This window comes from Fluviirhizobium alvei, assembly GCF_030551875.1.
Lineage (GTDB): Bacteria > Pseudomonadota > Alphaproteobacteria > Rhizobiales > Rhizobiaceae > Rhizobium_E > Rhizobium_E alvei.
Genome location: NZ_JAUOZU010000006.1, coordinates 538,753 through 552,377, shown reverse-complemented (window position 1 = coordinate 552,377; position 13,625 = coordinate 538,753). Strand labels below are relative to the sequence as shown.

The 13,625-nt window shown below is 58.9% G+C and carries 11 protein-coding genes; 2 read left to right on the top strand and 9 right to left on the bottom strand.

Annotation, left to right across the window (positions count from 1 at the left end; all coding sequences use genetic code 11):
- The first annotated feature begins 151 nt into the window (after positions 1–151).
- Positions 152–949: a sulfite exporter TauE/SafE family protein gene (locus Q4481_RS09035; protein ID WP_304376012.1), complete on the top strand. Its 798-nt coding sequence runs from the start codon at positions 152–154 to the stop codon at positions 947–949.
- Here Q4481_RS09035 and Q4481_RS09030 read toward each other — a convergent pair.
- From Q4481_RS09030 to Q4481_RS08990, 9 genes are all read right to left on the bottom strand, one after another.
- Positions 942–1,970 (bottom strand): DNA polymerase III subunit delta', encoded by a 1,029-nt coding sequence (locus Q4481_RS09030; protein ID WP_304376011.1) that lies wholly within the window; start codon positions 1,968–1,970, stop codon positions 942–944. The genes Q4481_RS09035 and Q4481_RS09030 overlap by 8 nt on opposite strands.
- The gene (gene tmk, locus Q4481_RS09025) at positions 1,970–2,656 is read right to left on the bottom strand and encodes a dTMP kinase (RefSeq protein WP_304376010.1); all 687 of its coding nucleotides are present in this window, start codon (positions 2,654–2,656) and stop codon (positions 1,970–1,972) included. Before tmk ends, Q4481_RS09030 begins: the two co-directional genes overlap by 1 nt.
- 35 nt (positions 2,657–2,691) lie before the next feature.
- Positions 2,692–3,825: a D-alanyl-D-alanine carboxypeptidase family protein gene (locus Q4481_RS09020; protein WP_304376086.1), complete on the bottom strand. Its 1,134-nt coding sequence runs from the start codon at positions 3,823–3,825 to the stop codon at positions 2,692–2,694.
- Between the two features lie 116 nt (positions 3,826–3,941).
- The gene (locus Q4481_RS09015) at positions 3,942–4,955 is read right to left on the bottom strand and encodes a septal ring lytic transglycosylase RlpA family protein (RefSeq protein ID WP_304376009.1); all 1,014 of its coding nucleotides are present in this window, start codon (positions 4,953–4,955) and stop codon (positions 3,942–3,944) included.
- Between the two features lie 150 nt (positions 4,956–5,105).
- The gene (locus tag Q4481_RS09010) at positions 5,106–5,795 is read right to left on the bottom strand and encodes a DUF502 domain-containing protein (RefSeq protein WP_304376008.1); all 690 of its coding nucleotides are present in this window, start codon (positions 5,793–5,795) and stop codon (positions 5,106–5,108) included.
- A gap of 69 nt (positions 5,796–5,864) precedes the next feature.
- Complete coding sequence (gene glmS / locus Q4481_RS09005; protein WP_304376007.1) at positions 5,865–7,691, bottom strand: glutamine--fructose-6-phosphate transaminase (isomerizing); 1,827 nt, start codon at positions 7,689–7,691, stop codon at positions 5,865–5,867.
- Positions 7,692–7,788: 97 nt separating this feature from the next.
- Positions 7,789–9,144, bottom strand: coding sequence for a bifunctional UDP-N-acetylglucosamine diphosphorylase/glucosamine-1-phosphate N-acetyltransferase GlmU (gene glmU, locus Q4481_RS09000; RefSeq protein ID WP_304376006.1), 1,356 nt, complete (start codon positions 9,142–9,144; stop codon positions 7,789–7,791).
- A gap of 160 nt (positions 9,145–9,304) precedes the next feature.
- Entirely contained in the window at positions 9,305–10,612 is a 1,308-nt protein-coding gene (locus Q4481_RS08995) for a hemolysin family protein (protein WP_304376005.1), read from the bottom strand.
- Positions 10,613–10,702: 90 nt separating this feature from the next.
- A complete protein-coding gene (locus Q4481_RS08990) occupies positions 10,703–11,440 on the bottom strand; it encodes a FadR/GntR family transcriptional regulator (RefSeq protein ID WP_304376004.1) in 738 nt (245 codons plus the stop codon).
- Positions 11,441–11,734: 294 nt separating this feature from the next.
- Here Q4481_RS08990 and Q4481_RS08985 point away from each other — a divergent pair, with 294 nt between their 5' ends.
- Positions 11,735–13,621, top strand: coding sequence for a peptidylprolyl isomerase (locus Q4481_RS08985; RefSeq protein WP_304376003.1), 1,887 nt, complete (start codon positions 11,735–11,737; stop codon positions 13,619–13,621).
- The last annotated feature ends 4 nt before the right edge of the window (positions 13,622–13,625 follow it).

Genomic DNA, 13,625 nt, shown 5'->3' with positions numbered 1-13,625 from the left:
ACAGCAAGTTTCCGATCCGGCTGCGAAAGTGTCATGCAATCGCGTTACATAAGGTTCGACAACTTGGAAATCCACCGCTCTGAGGCGCAGGCTACTTGACCGCTTGTGGCTGCAGGTGCTTATAAGCACGTCTTCTGCATGAGGAATTGTCTTGGATTTCAGCTCTTTTAATCCGCTCTTCTCCGTTTCCGGGCTTCTGGTTGGCATTCTGGTCGGCATTACCGGGGTCGGTGGCGGATCATTGATGACGCCGCTTCTGGTCGTCCTTTTCGGAATTCACCCGGCCACTGCTGTCGGCACGGATTTGCTCTATGCAGCGATCACGAAATCCGCAGGCACCGCCGTTCACGGCATGAACAAGACCATCAACTGGAAAGTGGTGGGATTGCTTGGCCTTGGTAGCATTCCGGCGGCGCTCATTACCCTCTGGATGATGGCCGGCGTCGACCGCAAGAGCCTCGGCGCAGTGTCGTTTCTCACCTATTCGCTCGGCTGGATGCTGTTTCTGACAGCCTTCCTTCTGCTGTTTCGCAAGCCGATCGTCGACAGGGTGGCGGAAATGCGCCGCCACAGGCCGCCAGTGCGGGCGTCCACGGTATCTGCGTTGACCGTTGTTCTCGGTCTGGTGCTCGGAACGCTCGTGACCCTGACTTCGGTCGGAGCCGGTGCCCTCGGCGTGACAATTCTTCTGATGCTCTATCCGCGGCTCGAGATCCGCGACGTCGTCGGTTCCGACATCGTCCATGCCGTGCCGCTGACGCTGGTGGGCGGACTTGGCTACTGGATGATCGGCGAGATCGACTGGATGATGCTGATTTCGCTGCTTGCAGGTTCCATCCCGGGCATCATCATCGGCAGCCATATCGCGCCCCGCATGCCCGACCGTGTCATTCGTCCGATTCTGGCTGTGACCCTATCGCTGGTTGCCCTGAAACTCGTACTCAGCTGATCACCCGGACGATCTCTTCGAGCAACGACAGAATTGTCTGCTTGCGATCGAGATTATAGGCTTCGGACTGGGCGACCCATTCGGCAATCCGGCCATGCTGGTCTGCGATCGAGGCCGCTTTTGAGGTCGAACCGCTCAAGGCGGCTTTTCGGGCTTCGCTGACCAGCAATTCACCGACATGGTCGATGAAGAAATCGAACAAGGTGTCGTTGTCCTTCTGGGACACGGCATCGGCGACCCGATGCATCGCACGCCGTTGCGCTCCGCCCTTTGACGTCAGGATTGCATCGAGCGCTTCGATGATCTCGAGCCCGCCGTAATTGACGAGTTTGAGGAACTGTCCGACGCTGCCACCGGATTCCGACACACCGCGCTGACCGGCCTCGGCAGAGATCCCCAGGTGACCGATTGCCTGCAGGAGATCCTCATCTCCGAGCGGGCGCAGCATCAGGGGAAGGCAGCGCGAGCGTATGGTTGGTAGCAGTTTGCCCGGCGCATGCGACAGGACGAGGAACAGCGATCGGCGCGGCGGCTCTTCCAGGATCTTCAGAATCGCATTGGCGGCATTGCGGTTGAGATCATCGGCCGTATCGACAATCACAATCCGCCAGCCGTCAGATCCCGTCGTCTGGGCGAAGAAGCGGCCGGCGCGGCGCACTTCGTCGACGGTGATGGCCGTCTTCATCCGCCCTGTCTTGCTGTCGACCGGACGCGTGAGATGCAGGAGATTGTGCGAAGCGCCGGCGGCAATCTGGCGAAATTCGAGCGCCTTGGGGTCCGGATCGGCGATCCGTTCGGGCGCCTTTGCGGGATCCGGGTGCGAGAGCACATGGTGGGCAAAGCGGAAGGCGAGCGTCGCCTTGCCAATTCCCTCCGGTCCTTCGATAAGAATCGCATGGTGCCCTTTGCCCGAACGATAGGACTGGGCGAGAAAATCCTCTGCCGCATCGTGACCGAACAGGCGCGTGTTTTCGGCAGGCGCAATCGCTCCATCCAGAAGGCCGGGGGTCTGCTCGGACATCAGGCGCGACCCGTTTCGCGCAGCCGCGAGGGCTGGATCGGCAGCAACGGTTCGACGACCTCGAAAACCCGTTCGGCGATCGTCTCGGGTGTTCCCGAAGCATCAATGACCCGGCAGCGCAGAGGATCTTCAGCGGCGATATCCAGATAGGCTTCGCGCCGCTTTTCGTGGGTGTCGATCTTTTCCTTCTCGAACCGGTCCGGCTCGGACGGCGATGCGGATCCGGCCATCCGGCTCCTGGCACGCGCCAAGCCCTCTGCCGCCGGAATATCGAGAATGATCGTGCAGTCGGGCACCACGCCATTGATGGCGATGCGCTCGAGATTGCGGACGAATTCGGGTTCGAGATTGCCCGTAATGCCCTGATAGACACGCGACGAATCCATGAAACGATCACAGAGCACCACGGCACCGCTTTTGAGCGCCGGACGGATCACTTCCTCGACATGGTCGTTGCGAGCGGCGGCAAACAGCAGCGCCTCCATGCGGGTGCCATATTCCTCGGCGGCACCGGAGAGGATGACATGGCGAACAGCTTCGGCGCCCGACGAGCCGCCCGGCTCACGCGTGACGAGCACATCGACGCCAGTCTTGCGCAGACGCTCGGCCAGCATGCGGATCTGGGTGGACTTTCCGGTCCCCTCGCCGCCTTCGAATGTCACGAACAGGCCTTGTCTTGTCGGCACTGGCTATCCTTGTCTTCAGTTCCATTGCTCCGTCTTCAAAGCCAGAAGAACAGCAATTCCTTCAGCCCATCAAGGGCTTTGCTCGTCAGCGTCCCGACACCCACATCTGCAGCCGCATGGACCGGCACTTCCCTCACCCGTCGCTCGCCAACGGAGACGCTGAGGATGCCGATCTCCTGGCCGGCGGTCACGGGCGCCTTCAGGGGCCACTTATAGGCGATTCTGGCACGAATTCTGTCCGGATTGTCGACCGGGATGAAAATATCGACAGAGCTGCCCGCCTTCAACGGTACATGGCTGCGATCGCCACCGAACACGGGGGCTTCCGCGATAACCTCATCGGCCTTGAAGACCGTCCGACTCGCAAAACTCGTAAGACCCCATTCGAGAACCCGTCTGGCCTCTTCCGTCCGTTCCTTGTCGGTCTTCAGGCCAGCCAGAGCAAGAAATAGCCGGCGTCCGTCACGCTCGACCGTGGTGACGATCGCATAGCCGGAGTTTTCGGCAAACCCGAGCGCCATACCATCGACGCCGATATTCAAGGCGAGAAGCGGATTTCGGTTGCGCTGGAAGATCTTGTTCCACTCGAAATCCTTCTGCGCGAACAGCGGGAAATATTTTGGATATTTCGCCTCGATCTGCTGGGCCAGCAGGACCATTTCGCGCACAGTCGTCTTGTTTTCCGGATTGGGGAGGCCGTTGGAATTGGCAAAGACCGATTTCTGAAGACCAAGGAGTCGTGCTCGTTCGGTCAGTTTGGCGGCGAAGGCAGCCTCGCTTCCTTCCAAACCCTCGGCAAGAATGATGCAGGCATCATTGGCCGATTGAACGGCCAGGCCCTGCAGGAGATCGATGACCCGGATTTGCGAGTTTAGCGCCGCGAACATGGTCGAGGTCCGCGAGAGCGCACCGCCCGTTCGCCAGGCATATTCGGAAACCTTGTAGAGCGTCTCGTCGGCGATGCGACCGGATGCGAGCTCGTTGAACACATATTCGGCCGTCATCAACTTGGCGAGAGAAGCCGGAGGAATAATCTCGTCTTCGGCCTTGGCAAACAGCACCGTACCCGTGGTCGCTTCGATCATATAGGCCTGCTTGGCCTTGGTATCGAACGCGGCCACCGTCTGAGCCAAAGCCGAACCGTCGGAGAGCAAAACGGCAAGGGCCATAAACGCCGTTGCCCGGAATATGTTCAGTTTGATCAAGTCGGCTGTCCCGTTCGATCCGCACGCCGCCCCATCATGGCGTCATTGACGCCAGGCATCAACCCACAGGACGCATTTGCCTATGGCTTCTTTGCCGCCAGGCGCTGCGCTGCCGCATTGCGGATGGTTTCGATCCTCTGGCGATCATTCTCGACCATGATCGCATCAAAGGGAGAGGATGCACTTTCGATACGGATTTCGGCATAGGCCGAGAGCGCGCCATTGACGCTCTGCAGACGGCTCGGCCGCTCGCGCGGGATCGGTCCGATCAATGGCAACTCGGCAAACTGCTGAAGCGCCCCGAAGGCGTCATTCGACGGGCTCTTGTCTGCCACAAGCGCTGTCGAGGTCGAGACCGGCTCAAAATCCGGCTGCTGACGCGGAACCGGGATCCGATCATCGGCGGAGGCAACCAGAACGCCGGTCGCGATCTCGCCCTGCGGATTGAAGCGCTGCAGGCGGTCGCCCTTCTTGGTGTAGGAGGCCATCAGGTATGGCATATCCTTGCCGTCCATCCGGGCCTTGCCGACATACTGCACCCGAACATTCGCGGTGCCGTTGCGGCGAATGTCGAGCATTTCCGCTGCCTTTTCCGAGACATCGATGATGCGGCCCGGATGATAGGGGCCGCGATCATTTACGCGCACGATCACGGAATCGCCGGTATCGAGGTTGGTGACGCGCGCATAGCTCGGCAGCGGGAATGTCGGATGGGCGGCGGAAAGATGATACTGGTCGTAGACCTCTCCGTTGGCTGTCAGCCGACCATGGAAAGCCGATCCATACCAGGAGGCCAGCCCCTTCTTGTCGTAATTCTTGTCTTCGCGCGGTTTGTAGACCTTGCCCTTGACCACGTAGGGCTTGCCCAAAATGAAGCGTCCGCCACCTTTGGGCACGTTGTTCTTGCCGAAATGAACGCGAGGACTGGCTTTGACGCCATATTCCTTCTCGGAGAAATACTCCTTGGAACGCTTGTTGTGCACGCCATCGTTCTTCTTCGATGTCGTCGAACAGGATGCCGCCGTTACGCACAGCAACGCCAGAACTGTCCAGCGCATGCCAGCCCAGCGGTCGGCTCGTCGAATTCCGATCATGTGTCCCCGTGTCCCGCAATCATATGGTCATGATGGCAAGCAAACCATCGCGTGGCTTCTTCATTAACCACACGCATGAAAATCATGCCAACATTGGGGCGGAAATACGAGCGTTAAGGCTTCCGTGCCAGAGGAATTAAACGTTATGGTTTACAAAGGGTTAAGCGCAGTCTCGTCTCGTTGCCCTTCCGGCTTGGGTTTCCATTCCGGAGCAACAAGACCGGCGGAAATCATCAGCTTTGCGGCATCCTCGACGCTCATGTCGAGCTCCATGATCTTGCGCTTTTCGACAAAAACGAGAAAGCCTGCCGTCGGAACCGGTGTCGGTGGCAGAAACACCGTCACCATCTCCAGGCCCTTGTCGTTGAAGCGCGAGGCGATCTCGCCCTGGGCGTCGGTGGCGATGAAGACGATCGACCACAAGCCCGGCGACGGATATTCGATCATGCCGACTTTCTTGAACGAGTTGCTGCGTTCACGCAGCACCGATTCAAAGATCTGTTTCAGCGCCTTGTAGATCGAACGCACAAGCGGCATCCGGTCGAGGATGTTTTCGCCGAAATCAACCACCGTGCGACCGATGAGGTTCTTGGCGAAGGTACCCACCATGGTGATGAGGATCACCGCAATCAGCAGGCCGAAGCCCGGGATAGCGAACTGCAGATAGCTTTCCGGATCGATCCGGGCGGGAATATAGGGCTTCACCCAGGAATCGGCCCAGTGGATGAAGCTCCAGGTCAGCCAGATCGTGATCGCGATCGGCGCACAGATGATGATGCCCGTCAGAAAGTTATTCCTGAGCCTGACGCCGATTGTCGGCTTGTGCGGTGTTTCATCCATCGGCGGAACCCCGTTCATCCTCTGGGTTCCACCTTTATCGCGTCATTTCCGCACTGCACAAGCGCCAAATCACTCGACGGTCACGGATTTTGCCAGGTTGCGCGGCTGATCCACATCGGTGCCCATGAACACGGCCGTATGATAGGCGAGAAGCTGGATCGGCAGGGAGAAGATCATTGGCTGGATCGCTTCGTCGACTTCGGGAAGCACGATCGTTGCCATGGTCGGCAGTTCGGAGGCTTTTGCGCCCTTGGCATCGGTGACGAAAATGATTCTGCCGCCGCGGGCTGCCACTTCCTGCATGTTCGAGACGGTCTTTTCAAAGAACCGGTCGTGCGGCGCAATCACGATGACCGGCATGTTCTCGTCAATGAGCGCAATCGGTCCATGCTTGAGCTCGCCGGCGGCATAGCCTTCGGCATGGATATAGGAAATTTCCTTGAGCTTCAGCGCGCCTTCCATGGCGATCGGGTAGCTCGTGCCGCGCCCGAGATAGAGAACATCCTTGAACTTCGACAATTCGCGCGCCAGGCCTTCGATCTGCGGCTGAATGCTGTTCAGGACACGGCTCATCACGCGCGGCATTTCGGCGAGATGGGCGACCAGTTCCTTTTCCTCAGCCGCCGTCAGGGTGCCACGCTGGCGCCCTGCCCTGATCGCAAGCGATGCGAGAACCGTCAGCTGGCAGGTAAAGGCCTTGGTCGATGCGACGCCGATCTCCGGACCCGCCAGGATCGGGAAAATCGCGTCGGACTCGCGCGCGATCGTCGATTCGCGAACATTGACGACGGCACCGATTTTCAGACCTTCCGCCTTGCAGTAGCGCAGCGAGGCGAGCGTGTCGGCGGTTTCGCCGGACTGTGAGATGAACAGAGCCGCAGCCGTTTTGGGCAGCGGAACCTCCCGATAACGGAATTCGGACGCGACATCGATCTCGACGGGAAGGCGCGCATAGCGCTCGAACCAGTATTTCCCTGTCACACCAGCGAGATAGGCCGTTCCGCAGGCGGAGATCGCGAGATTCGTCAGCTTTGAGAAATCGATCGTATCGTCGAAAGCGCCGATCGTGCCATCGGTAAAATCGATATAGTGACTGAGCGTGTGGGAAATCGCCTCCGGCTGCTCATGGATCTCCTTTTCCATGAAATGGCGATGATTGCCCTTGTCGATCAGGAAGGCCGAAGCCGTAACCGTCTGCGGCGGACGCTCGACCGGGTTGCCCTCATGGTCGAAGACATAAATGCTGGTACGGCCGATGACCGCCCAGTCGCCATCCTGCAGATAGGCGATGCGGTTGGTGAAGCTGCCGAGCGCGATCGCATCGGAGCCGAGATACATTTCACCATCACCATAGCCGACGGCAAGCGGCGGACCGGAGCGCGCTGCCATGATGGTCGAGGGATCATCCGCGAAGATCACGGCCAGCGCGTAGGCGCCGGTAACGCGCTTGAGCATCGCATGCATGGCTTCCCGGCGGCCCAATCCGGCCTTGCGGTAATGCGCGAGAAGCTGAGCAACCACTTCGGTGTCGGTCTGCGTGGTGAAAACTGCACCCTCTGCGGCAAGCGCCTGCTTGATTTCGGCGAAATTCTCGATGATTCCGTTATGGACGACCGCGACCCCATCGACGATATGCGGGTGCGCATTGGCTTCGGTCGGCGCACCGTGGGTCGCCCAGCGCGTATGCGCAATGCCGATCGTCCCGGCGAGCGGGGCTTCGGAAAGAACCGTTTCGAGATTGACGAGCTTGCCTTCGGCACGGCGACGATCGAGCTTGCCATCGTGGATGGTCGCAACACCGGCGGAATCATAGCCACGGTATTCGAGCCGCTTGAGCGCTTCCACCAGGCGTCCGGAAACGGCCTTGTTACCCACGATGCCGACGATACCGCACATGCAGACGATCCCCTGTTACTGTCGTGCCGTTAGTTACCGAAAAATCGAGGCTTCGCAACGGCAGCGCCATCACTTTCGGTTTCTTGCGTTAACAGCGCTATTTCTTGCGGGATTCCTTGAGGGCCTTGTTCCTTGCCATGATCTCGGCGCCATATCCGTCCTTGACGGATTGTCTTGCGCGACCGAAGGCAGCGGCCTGCGCGGGAACATCGGCGGTAATCACGCTGCCCGACGCGACCAGCGCGCCATCGCCGATCGAAACCGGCGCCACAAGCGAGGAGTTCGATCCGATGAAGGCATCGGCGCCGATATGGGTCTCGAACTTGTTGAAACCGTCATAGTTGCAGGTGATGGTACCCGCGCCGATATTGCTGCGAGCGCCGATCACGGCATCGCCGATATAGGTCAGGTGATTGACCTTGGCGCCCTCGCCGATGTCGGCCTTCTTCACTTCGCAGAAATTGCCGACCTTTGAATTGCGGCCAAGGTTGGCGCCGGGCCGAAGTCGCGCGAACGGACCGACCGTGGCACCGCTGGCGACATGGGCCCCTTCGAGATGCGAAAAGGCATGGATCACGGCACCAGTCTCGACCACAACGCCCTCGCCGAAAACCACGTTCGGCTCGATCGTCACATCGGGTGCGATTTTGGTATCATGCGACAGGAACACGGTTTCGGGCGCGATCATCGTCACGCCGGAAATCATCAACTGAAGACGCTTCTTGCGCTGCCAGATCGCTTCGAGTTCCGCAAGTTCAGCGCGGTTGTTGCAGCCCGCGACCATATCGGCGGGCGCTTCCACCGTTGCGGCCTTGCCGCCGGCGGACCGCAAGACCTCGACGATATCGGTAAGATAAAATTCCTTCTTGGCATTGTTGTTGGAAATCGCCGACAGCAATGCGAGCGCCTTTTGGCCGTCGATCGCCATCAGCCCGCTGTTGCAGAAGGTAACGGCGCGCTCGGCTTCGGTGGCATCCTTCTCTTCCCGGATGGCGACGAGATCGGCACCGTCCTGGAGCAGACGACCGTAGCCAAAGGGCTTTTCGGTGTGAAAGCCGATCACCGCCGCATCATAGCCCGACCGAACCTTGTCGAGCGCTTCGACAAGCGGTGCCGCCTCGATCAGCGGGCCATCACCATAGGCAATCAGGATCTGGTCATAGCCACGTTCAAGTGCCGGCCGCGCCGCAAGAACGGCATGGGCCGTACCCAGCCGCTCTTTCTGCTCATAGGATTCGATGGACAGGCCTTCCGACGAGGCTGCGGCGATGACCGATTCAGCATCGCGACCGACCACGACGGCGACGTCGCTGACGCCGGTTTCAGCCAAAGCACGAATCACATGCGAAATCATCGGCAGATTGCCGATCGAATGCAGAACCTTCGATTTCGAAGACTTCATTCGCGTGCTTTCGCCAGCCGCCAGCACGATCGCCAATACACGTTCCGTCATGATCCCACTCCGTTTGCCTGGCCATCTCCATAACAAGTCCGCCATCGCCGTCAACGGTCCGCGGCGGTTCGCCAACAACCGGACATCAGATTCCTGATCTCCAGCGCATCACCGCGATCTCTCAATGCACATGATCGATGGTATTGTTACCGAGGAGAATTCAGAGTCCGGGATCGCTATCGTTGTTCATCGACAGCGACATCAGAATCTTGTCGATCCGTCGTCCATCCATGTCGATAACCTCGAATCGATAGCCGTAGGCTTCGAACCAGTCACCTTCGGTTGGGTTCTTGCGCAGGCGCTGGACAATGAAGCCGGCGATGGTTTCGTAACCGTCCTCGGTATCGAGCCTGTCGAGGCCGAAGCTCAACTGCATCTCGTGGATCGGCGTGCGACCGTCGATCAGCCAGGATGTTTCGTCCCGGCGACGGATGAGGATATCCTCGACGTCATCATAGTTGGACGGCAGGATGCCAACGATCGCCTCCAAAAGGTCGGCCGATGTCACGATCCCTTCGGTGGATCCATATTCATCGACGACGATCGCCATGTGAATATTCGATTCCTTGAAGATCTCGAAGGCGCGCAGGCAGTTCGTCATCTCGGGCAGAGTCGGCAGATCCTGGAGGATCGCCTTGAGGCTGAAGGTCTTGGGATTTTGCGATGCGATCAGGATATCGCGGGCCGAGACGGCGCCGATAACCGTATCGGTATCACCCTCGACGACCGGATAGCGGGAATGGCCAGCTTTCGCCACCACCGCCGTTACATCCTGCAGCGTATCCTTGATATCGAGCGAGACGATTTCGGTGCGGTGGGTGATGATCGATTTCACCGACCGGTCGGCGAGGCTCATGATCCGCCGGAGCATTTCATGTTCGGATTTCTCGAACACGCCGCTTTCCGCGCCCTCGGCAAGAACGGCATGAACTTCCGCTTCCGTGACCTCGTCGCTGTCGGCGCCCGACAGTCCGAAAAGGCGCGACAGGATTTTCGCCGACATTTCGAAGAGATAGACGATCGGCGCCGCCACCTTCGACAACAGGCTCATCGGGCCGGCAACGAACATGGCGATCGTCTCGGCATGACGCAGAGCGAGCTGCTTGGGAATAAGTTCGCCGACAATCACCGAGAAATAGGTGATCATCGCCACAACAATGGCACCGGCGAGTGCATGGCCATAGGGGGCGATGATTTCGAAACTGTCGAGTTCGGGGCCAAGCTTTTCGGCAATCGAGGCACCGCCATAAGTACCGGCGAGGATACCCACCAGCGTGATGCCAACCTGAACGGTGGAGAGAAAGTTACCCGAATCCTCGGCAAGCCGAAGCGCCGTCACAGCCTGACGGTTTCCCTGTTTGGCTTTCTGGCGCAGAAGGGGGCGACTTGCGGATACGATTGCCAGTTCCGACATTGCAAAGAATGCATTCAGAAGCAGCAGAAAGAAAATGATGATGATTTCAGTCACAACTTGTGGCCAATGGATTTCAATGACGCCAAGTTAAGCCCTCACGCTGTAATCTTCAAGCGCAAGACGGAAATTGGCTTTGAAACTGCGTTATTTTGCCAGATTGGCACGGATTCTGTCGCGCCCTGTAACGATAACCTGCCGCATGGCTTCGGCGGCGGCAGCAGGATCATGCTCGGCGATGGCATCGACGATCCGTCTGTGGGTGGCTGCGACTTCGACCATCCGCTTTTCACTGGCGGCCGGTGAACTCAGCTTGAAGATCCCGACCAGTGCAGCTTCGATCAGACTGCCGACATTGCGCATGAAGGGATTGCGCGAGGCTTCGGCGATGGCAAGATGGAATTTCAGATCGGCAAAAGCCATGGTTTCAGGCGTATGGTTGCTATCGGCCATGGCATCGGCCAGCGCATAGAGTTCGGCAATATCGGCTTCAGACGCCTGTCCGGCGGCAAGCGAGGCCGCATAGGGCTCGAACGCCATCCGGATCTGGCTCAGATGCTCGAGAAACTCGGGATCGACGCCGATATGGAAATGCCAAGTCAGGACATCGCTGTCGAACAGGTTCCAGTTGCTCTTGGGCGTGACGCGGGTTCCGATGCGCGCGCGCGGCACGATCATGCCCTTGGCTGCGAGCGTCTTCATCGCTTCGCGCAGCACCGTCCGCGAAACCTTGAAACGCTGTGCCAGATCCTGGTCGCCGGGAAGCGTCGTGCCGACCGGAAACTCTCCTGTAATGATGGCTCTGCCCAATTCATCGACGACCTGCGCATGGCTCGTCCTCGATTTCCTTCCGGAAATGACAGTGTCCAGAAGCCCTCTTCCCAAAATGGTTCTCCTCGAATCCCTCTGCGAACCCACCCAATCGATAGCTCGAAACATATGTATAAGATAGGAAGCAATTGGCGAAAGCAGAAGATGAGAATACGACGGAAAGAGCGTTCCGAACCGCTTTTTCACAGTATGGCGGCGAACAGAGCCGGGATCGATGAAGAGCCGGGAAAAATCTGCTTGCCACGCTTGCGGGCCGAAGTCTAAAAGCGGCATTCCCCGGCTGCTACGGCGCCAGGGGCGGACAGCCATGCCTGTCGTCAAACGGGAACTGGGAGTGATTGGGAAAACATGCTCGAACTGTTGCGAAAAGCCGGACAAACATGGATCGCCAAGGCCCTCCTCGTCCTTCTCGTCGGTTCGTTTGGCATATGGGGCGTGCAGAGCTCCATGTTTGCCGGCGCCTCCGATGCCGTGGTCACGGTTGGCGACCAGAAGGTCTCCAATGTCGAATTCCAGATCAATTTCAACAACGCGATGGGAAACATGTCCCAGCGTTTCGGCACGAGGCTGACGCTCGAACAGGCCAAGATGTTCGGTGTCGAAAATCTGGTGCTCAGCCAGCTCGTTTCGGGTGCGACGCTCGATCAACTGGCTGAAAACATGAAGCTCGGTCTCTCCGAGGAGCGGCTTCTGCAGCTCATCCAGGACGAGCCGGCCTTCAAGGATTCGACTGGCGCCTTTTCGCGCACCCTGATGGAACAGCGCCTCCAAAACGCTCGCATTCGTCCGCAGGATTTTGTCATAGCAAAGTCGAAGGAAGCCGTGCGCAGCCAGGTGGCCGATGCGCTCGTCGGTGGCTTCAAGCCGTCGGCGACGCTGCTCGACGCGCTCAAATCCTACGCGACCGAAACCCGTTCGATCGACTATATTCTCCTCGGCAAGGCAAATATCGATCCGGTTGCCGCTCCGGACGACAAGACGCTCACCGATTGGTTTGCCGGTCAAAAGCAGAATTACAAGGCGCCGGAATATCGCAAGATCACCTATGTGAAGCTTGAACCGGCAGATATTGCCGATGTTTCGGCCGTTTCCGACGCGGCCGTCGCCGAAGATTACGAGAAGCACAAGAACAACTATCGGACGCCGGAAACCCGGACTGTCGAACAGCTGGCCTTTACCAACCAGGCGGATGCGGATGCTGCTGTTGCCAAGCTGGCGGCGGGAACGACATTCGACCAGCTCGTCACTGAGCAGGGCAAGACGGCAACCGACGTTCTGCTGGGTGACTTCACCAAGGACAAGCTGCCGAACCCGGCCATGGGCGAAGCCGTGTTTGCCGTCAAGGCCGATGGCGGCGTGACGCCTGTTGTGACCGGCCTTCTTGGTCCGGTTATCCTGCGCGTGACCAACATCCGTCCGGAAGTGACCAAACCGCTCGACGAGGTCAAGGACAGTATCCGCAAGGAACTGGCACTCGTGCTTGCCAATGATGAGATCCAGAATGTCTATGACCGGTTCGAAGATAGCCGGGCATCCGGCGCAAGTCTTGTCGATGTCGCCAAGCAATTGCAGCTGAAGGCTGTGATCCTCGATGCGGTCGATGCCCAGGGCAAGGATATGAAGGAAGCCGAAATCAAGGATATTCCTTCCGCCGACAAGTTGCTGGCCGAAGCCTTCCAGACCGAACCCGGCGTCGAACCGCTGCCGCTGACGATCGAAAATGGCGGCTACCTCTGGTTCGAAGTCGATGGCGTAACGCCGGCCCGCGAGCGGACGCTGGACGAGGTCAAGGCCAAGGCCGTCGCCGACTGGACCGCCGAGCAGGAACGCAACGCGCTGGCCAAGAAAGCGGAAGAAATCGTCAAGCAGGTTCGCGATGGCACCACAATGGCCGATGTTGCGGCAAAACTCTCCTTGGCGGTGGAAAACAAGAGCGGCATTCGCCGCGGCATGACGGATGCTGTTCTGAGCCCGTCGGCCATTTCCGCCACGTTCGGCGGTGCCAATGGTCATGTTGCGAGTGCGGCGGGTGCTGATGGTGACGGCCAGATCGTCCTCAAGGTGACCGATGTCCAGGAAGGCACGCTCGACGATCCGAACAGCGACCAGCAGATGACAGCGCTGGCCAATGCAGCTGGCGACGATGTACTTGACCAGATGGTCAACCAGTTGCAGACGGAATATGGCGTGCGCCTCAATCGGACGCTTGCCAATCAGTTGATGGTTCAGCAGTAAGGGA

What these genes read in the sequence shown, in the direction of transcription:
- Q4481_RS09015 (WP_304376009.1), bottom strand. Translation starts at nt 4,955, where the DNA reads ATGATCGGAATTCGACGAGCCGACCGCTGGGCTGGCATGCGCTGGACA.
- Q4481_RS09020 (WP_304376086.1), bottom strand. Translation starts at nt 3,825, where the DNA reads ATGGCCCTTGCCGTTTTGCTCTCCGACGGTTCGGCTTTGGCTCAGACG.
- glmS (WP_304376007.1), bottom strand. Translation starts at nt 7,691, where the DNA reads ATGTGCGGTATCGTCGGCATCGTGGGTAACAAGGCCGTTTCCGGACGC.
- Q4481_RS09010 (WP_304376008.1), bottom strand. Translation starts at nt 5,795, where the DNA reads ATGGATGAAACACCGCACAAGCCGACAATCGGCGTCAGGCTCAGGAAT.
- Q4481_RS09030 (WP_304376011.1), bottom strand. Translation starts at nt 1,970, where the DNA reads ATGTCCGAGCAGACCCCCGGCCTTCTGGATGGAGCGATTGCGCCTGCC.
- glmU (WP_304376006.1), bottom strand. Translation starts at nt 9,144, where the DNA reads ATGACGGAACGTGTATTGGCGATCGTGCTGGCGGCTGGCGAAAGCACG.
- Q4481_RS08985 (WP_304376003.1), top strand. Translation starts at nt 11,735, where the DNA reads ATGCTCGAACTGTTGCGAAAAGCCGGACAAACATGGATCGCCAAGGCC.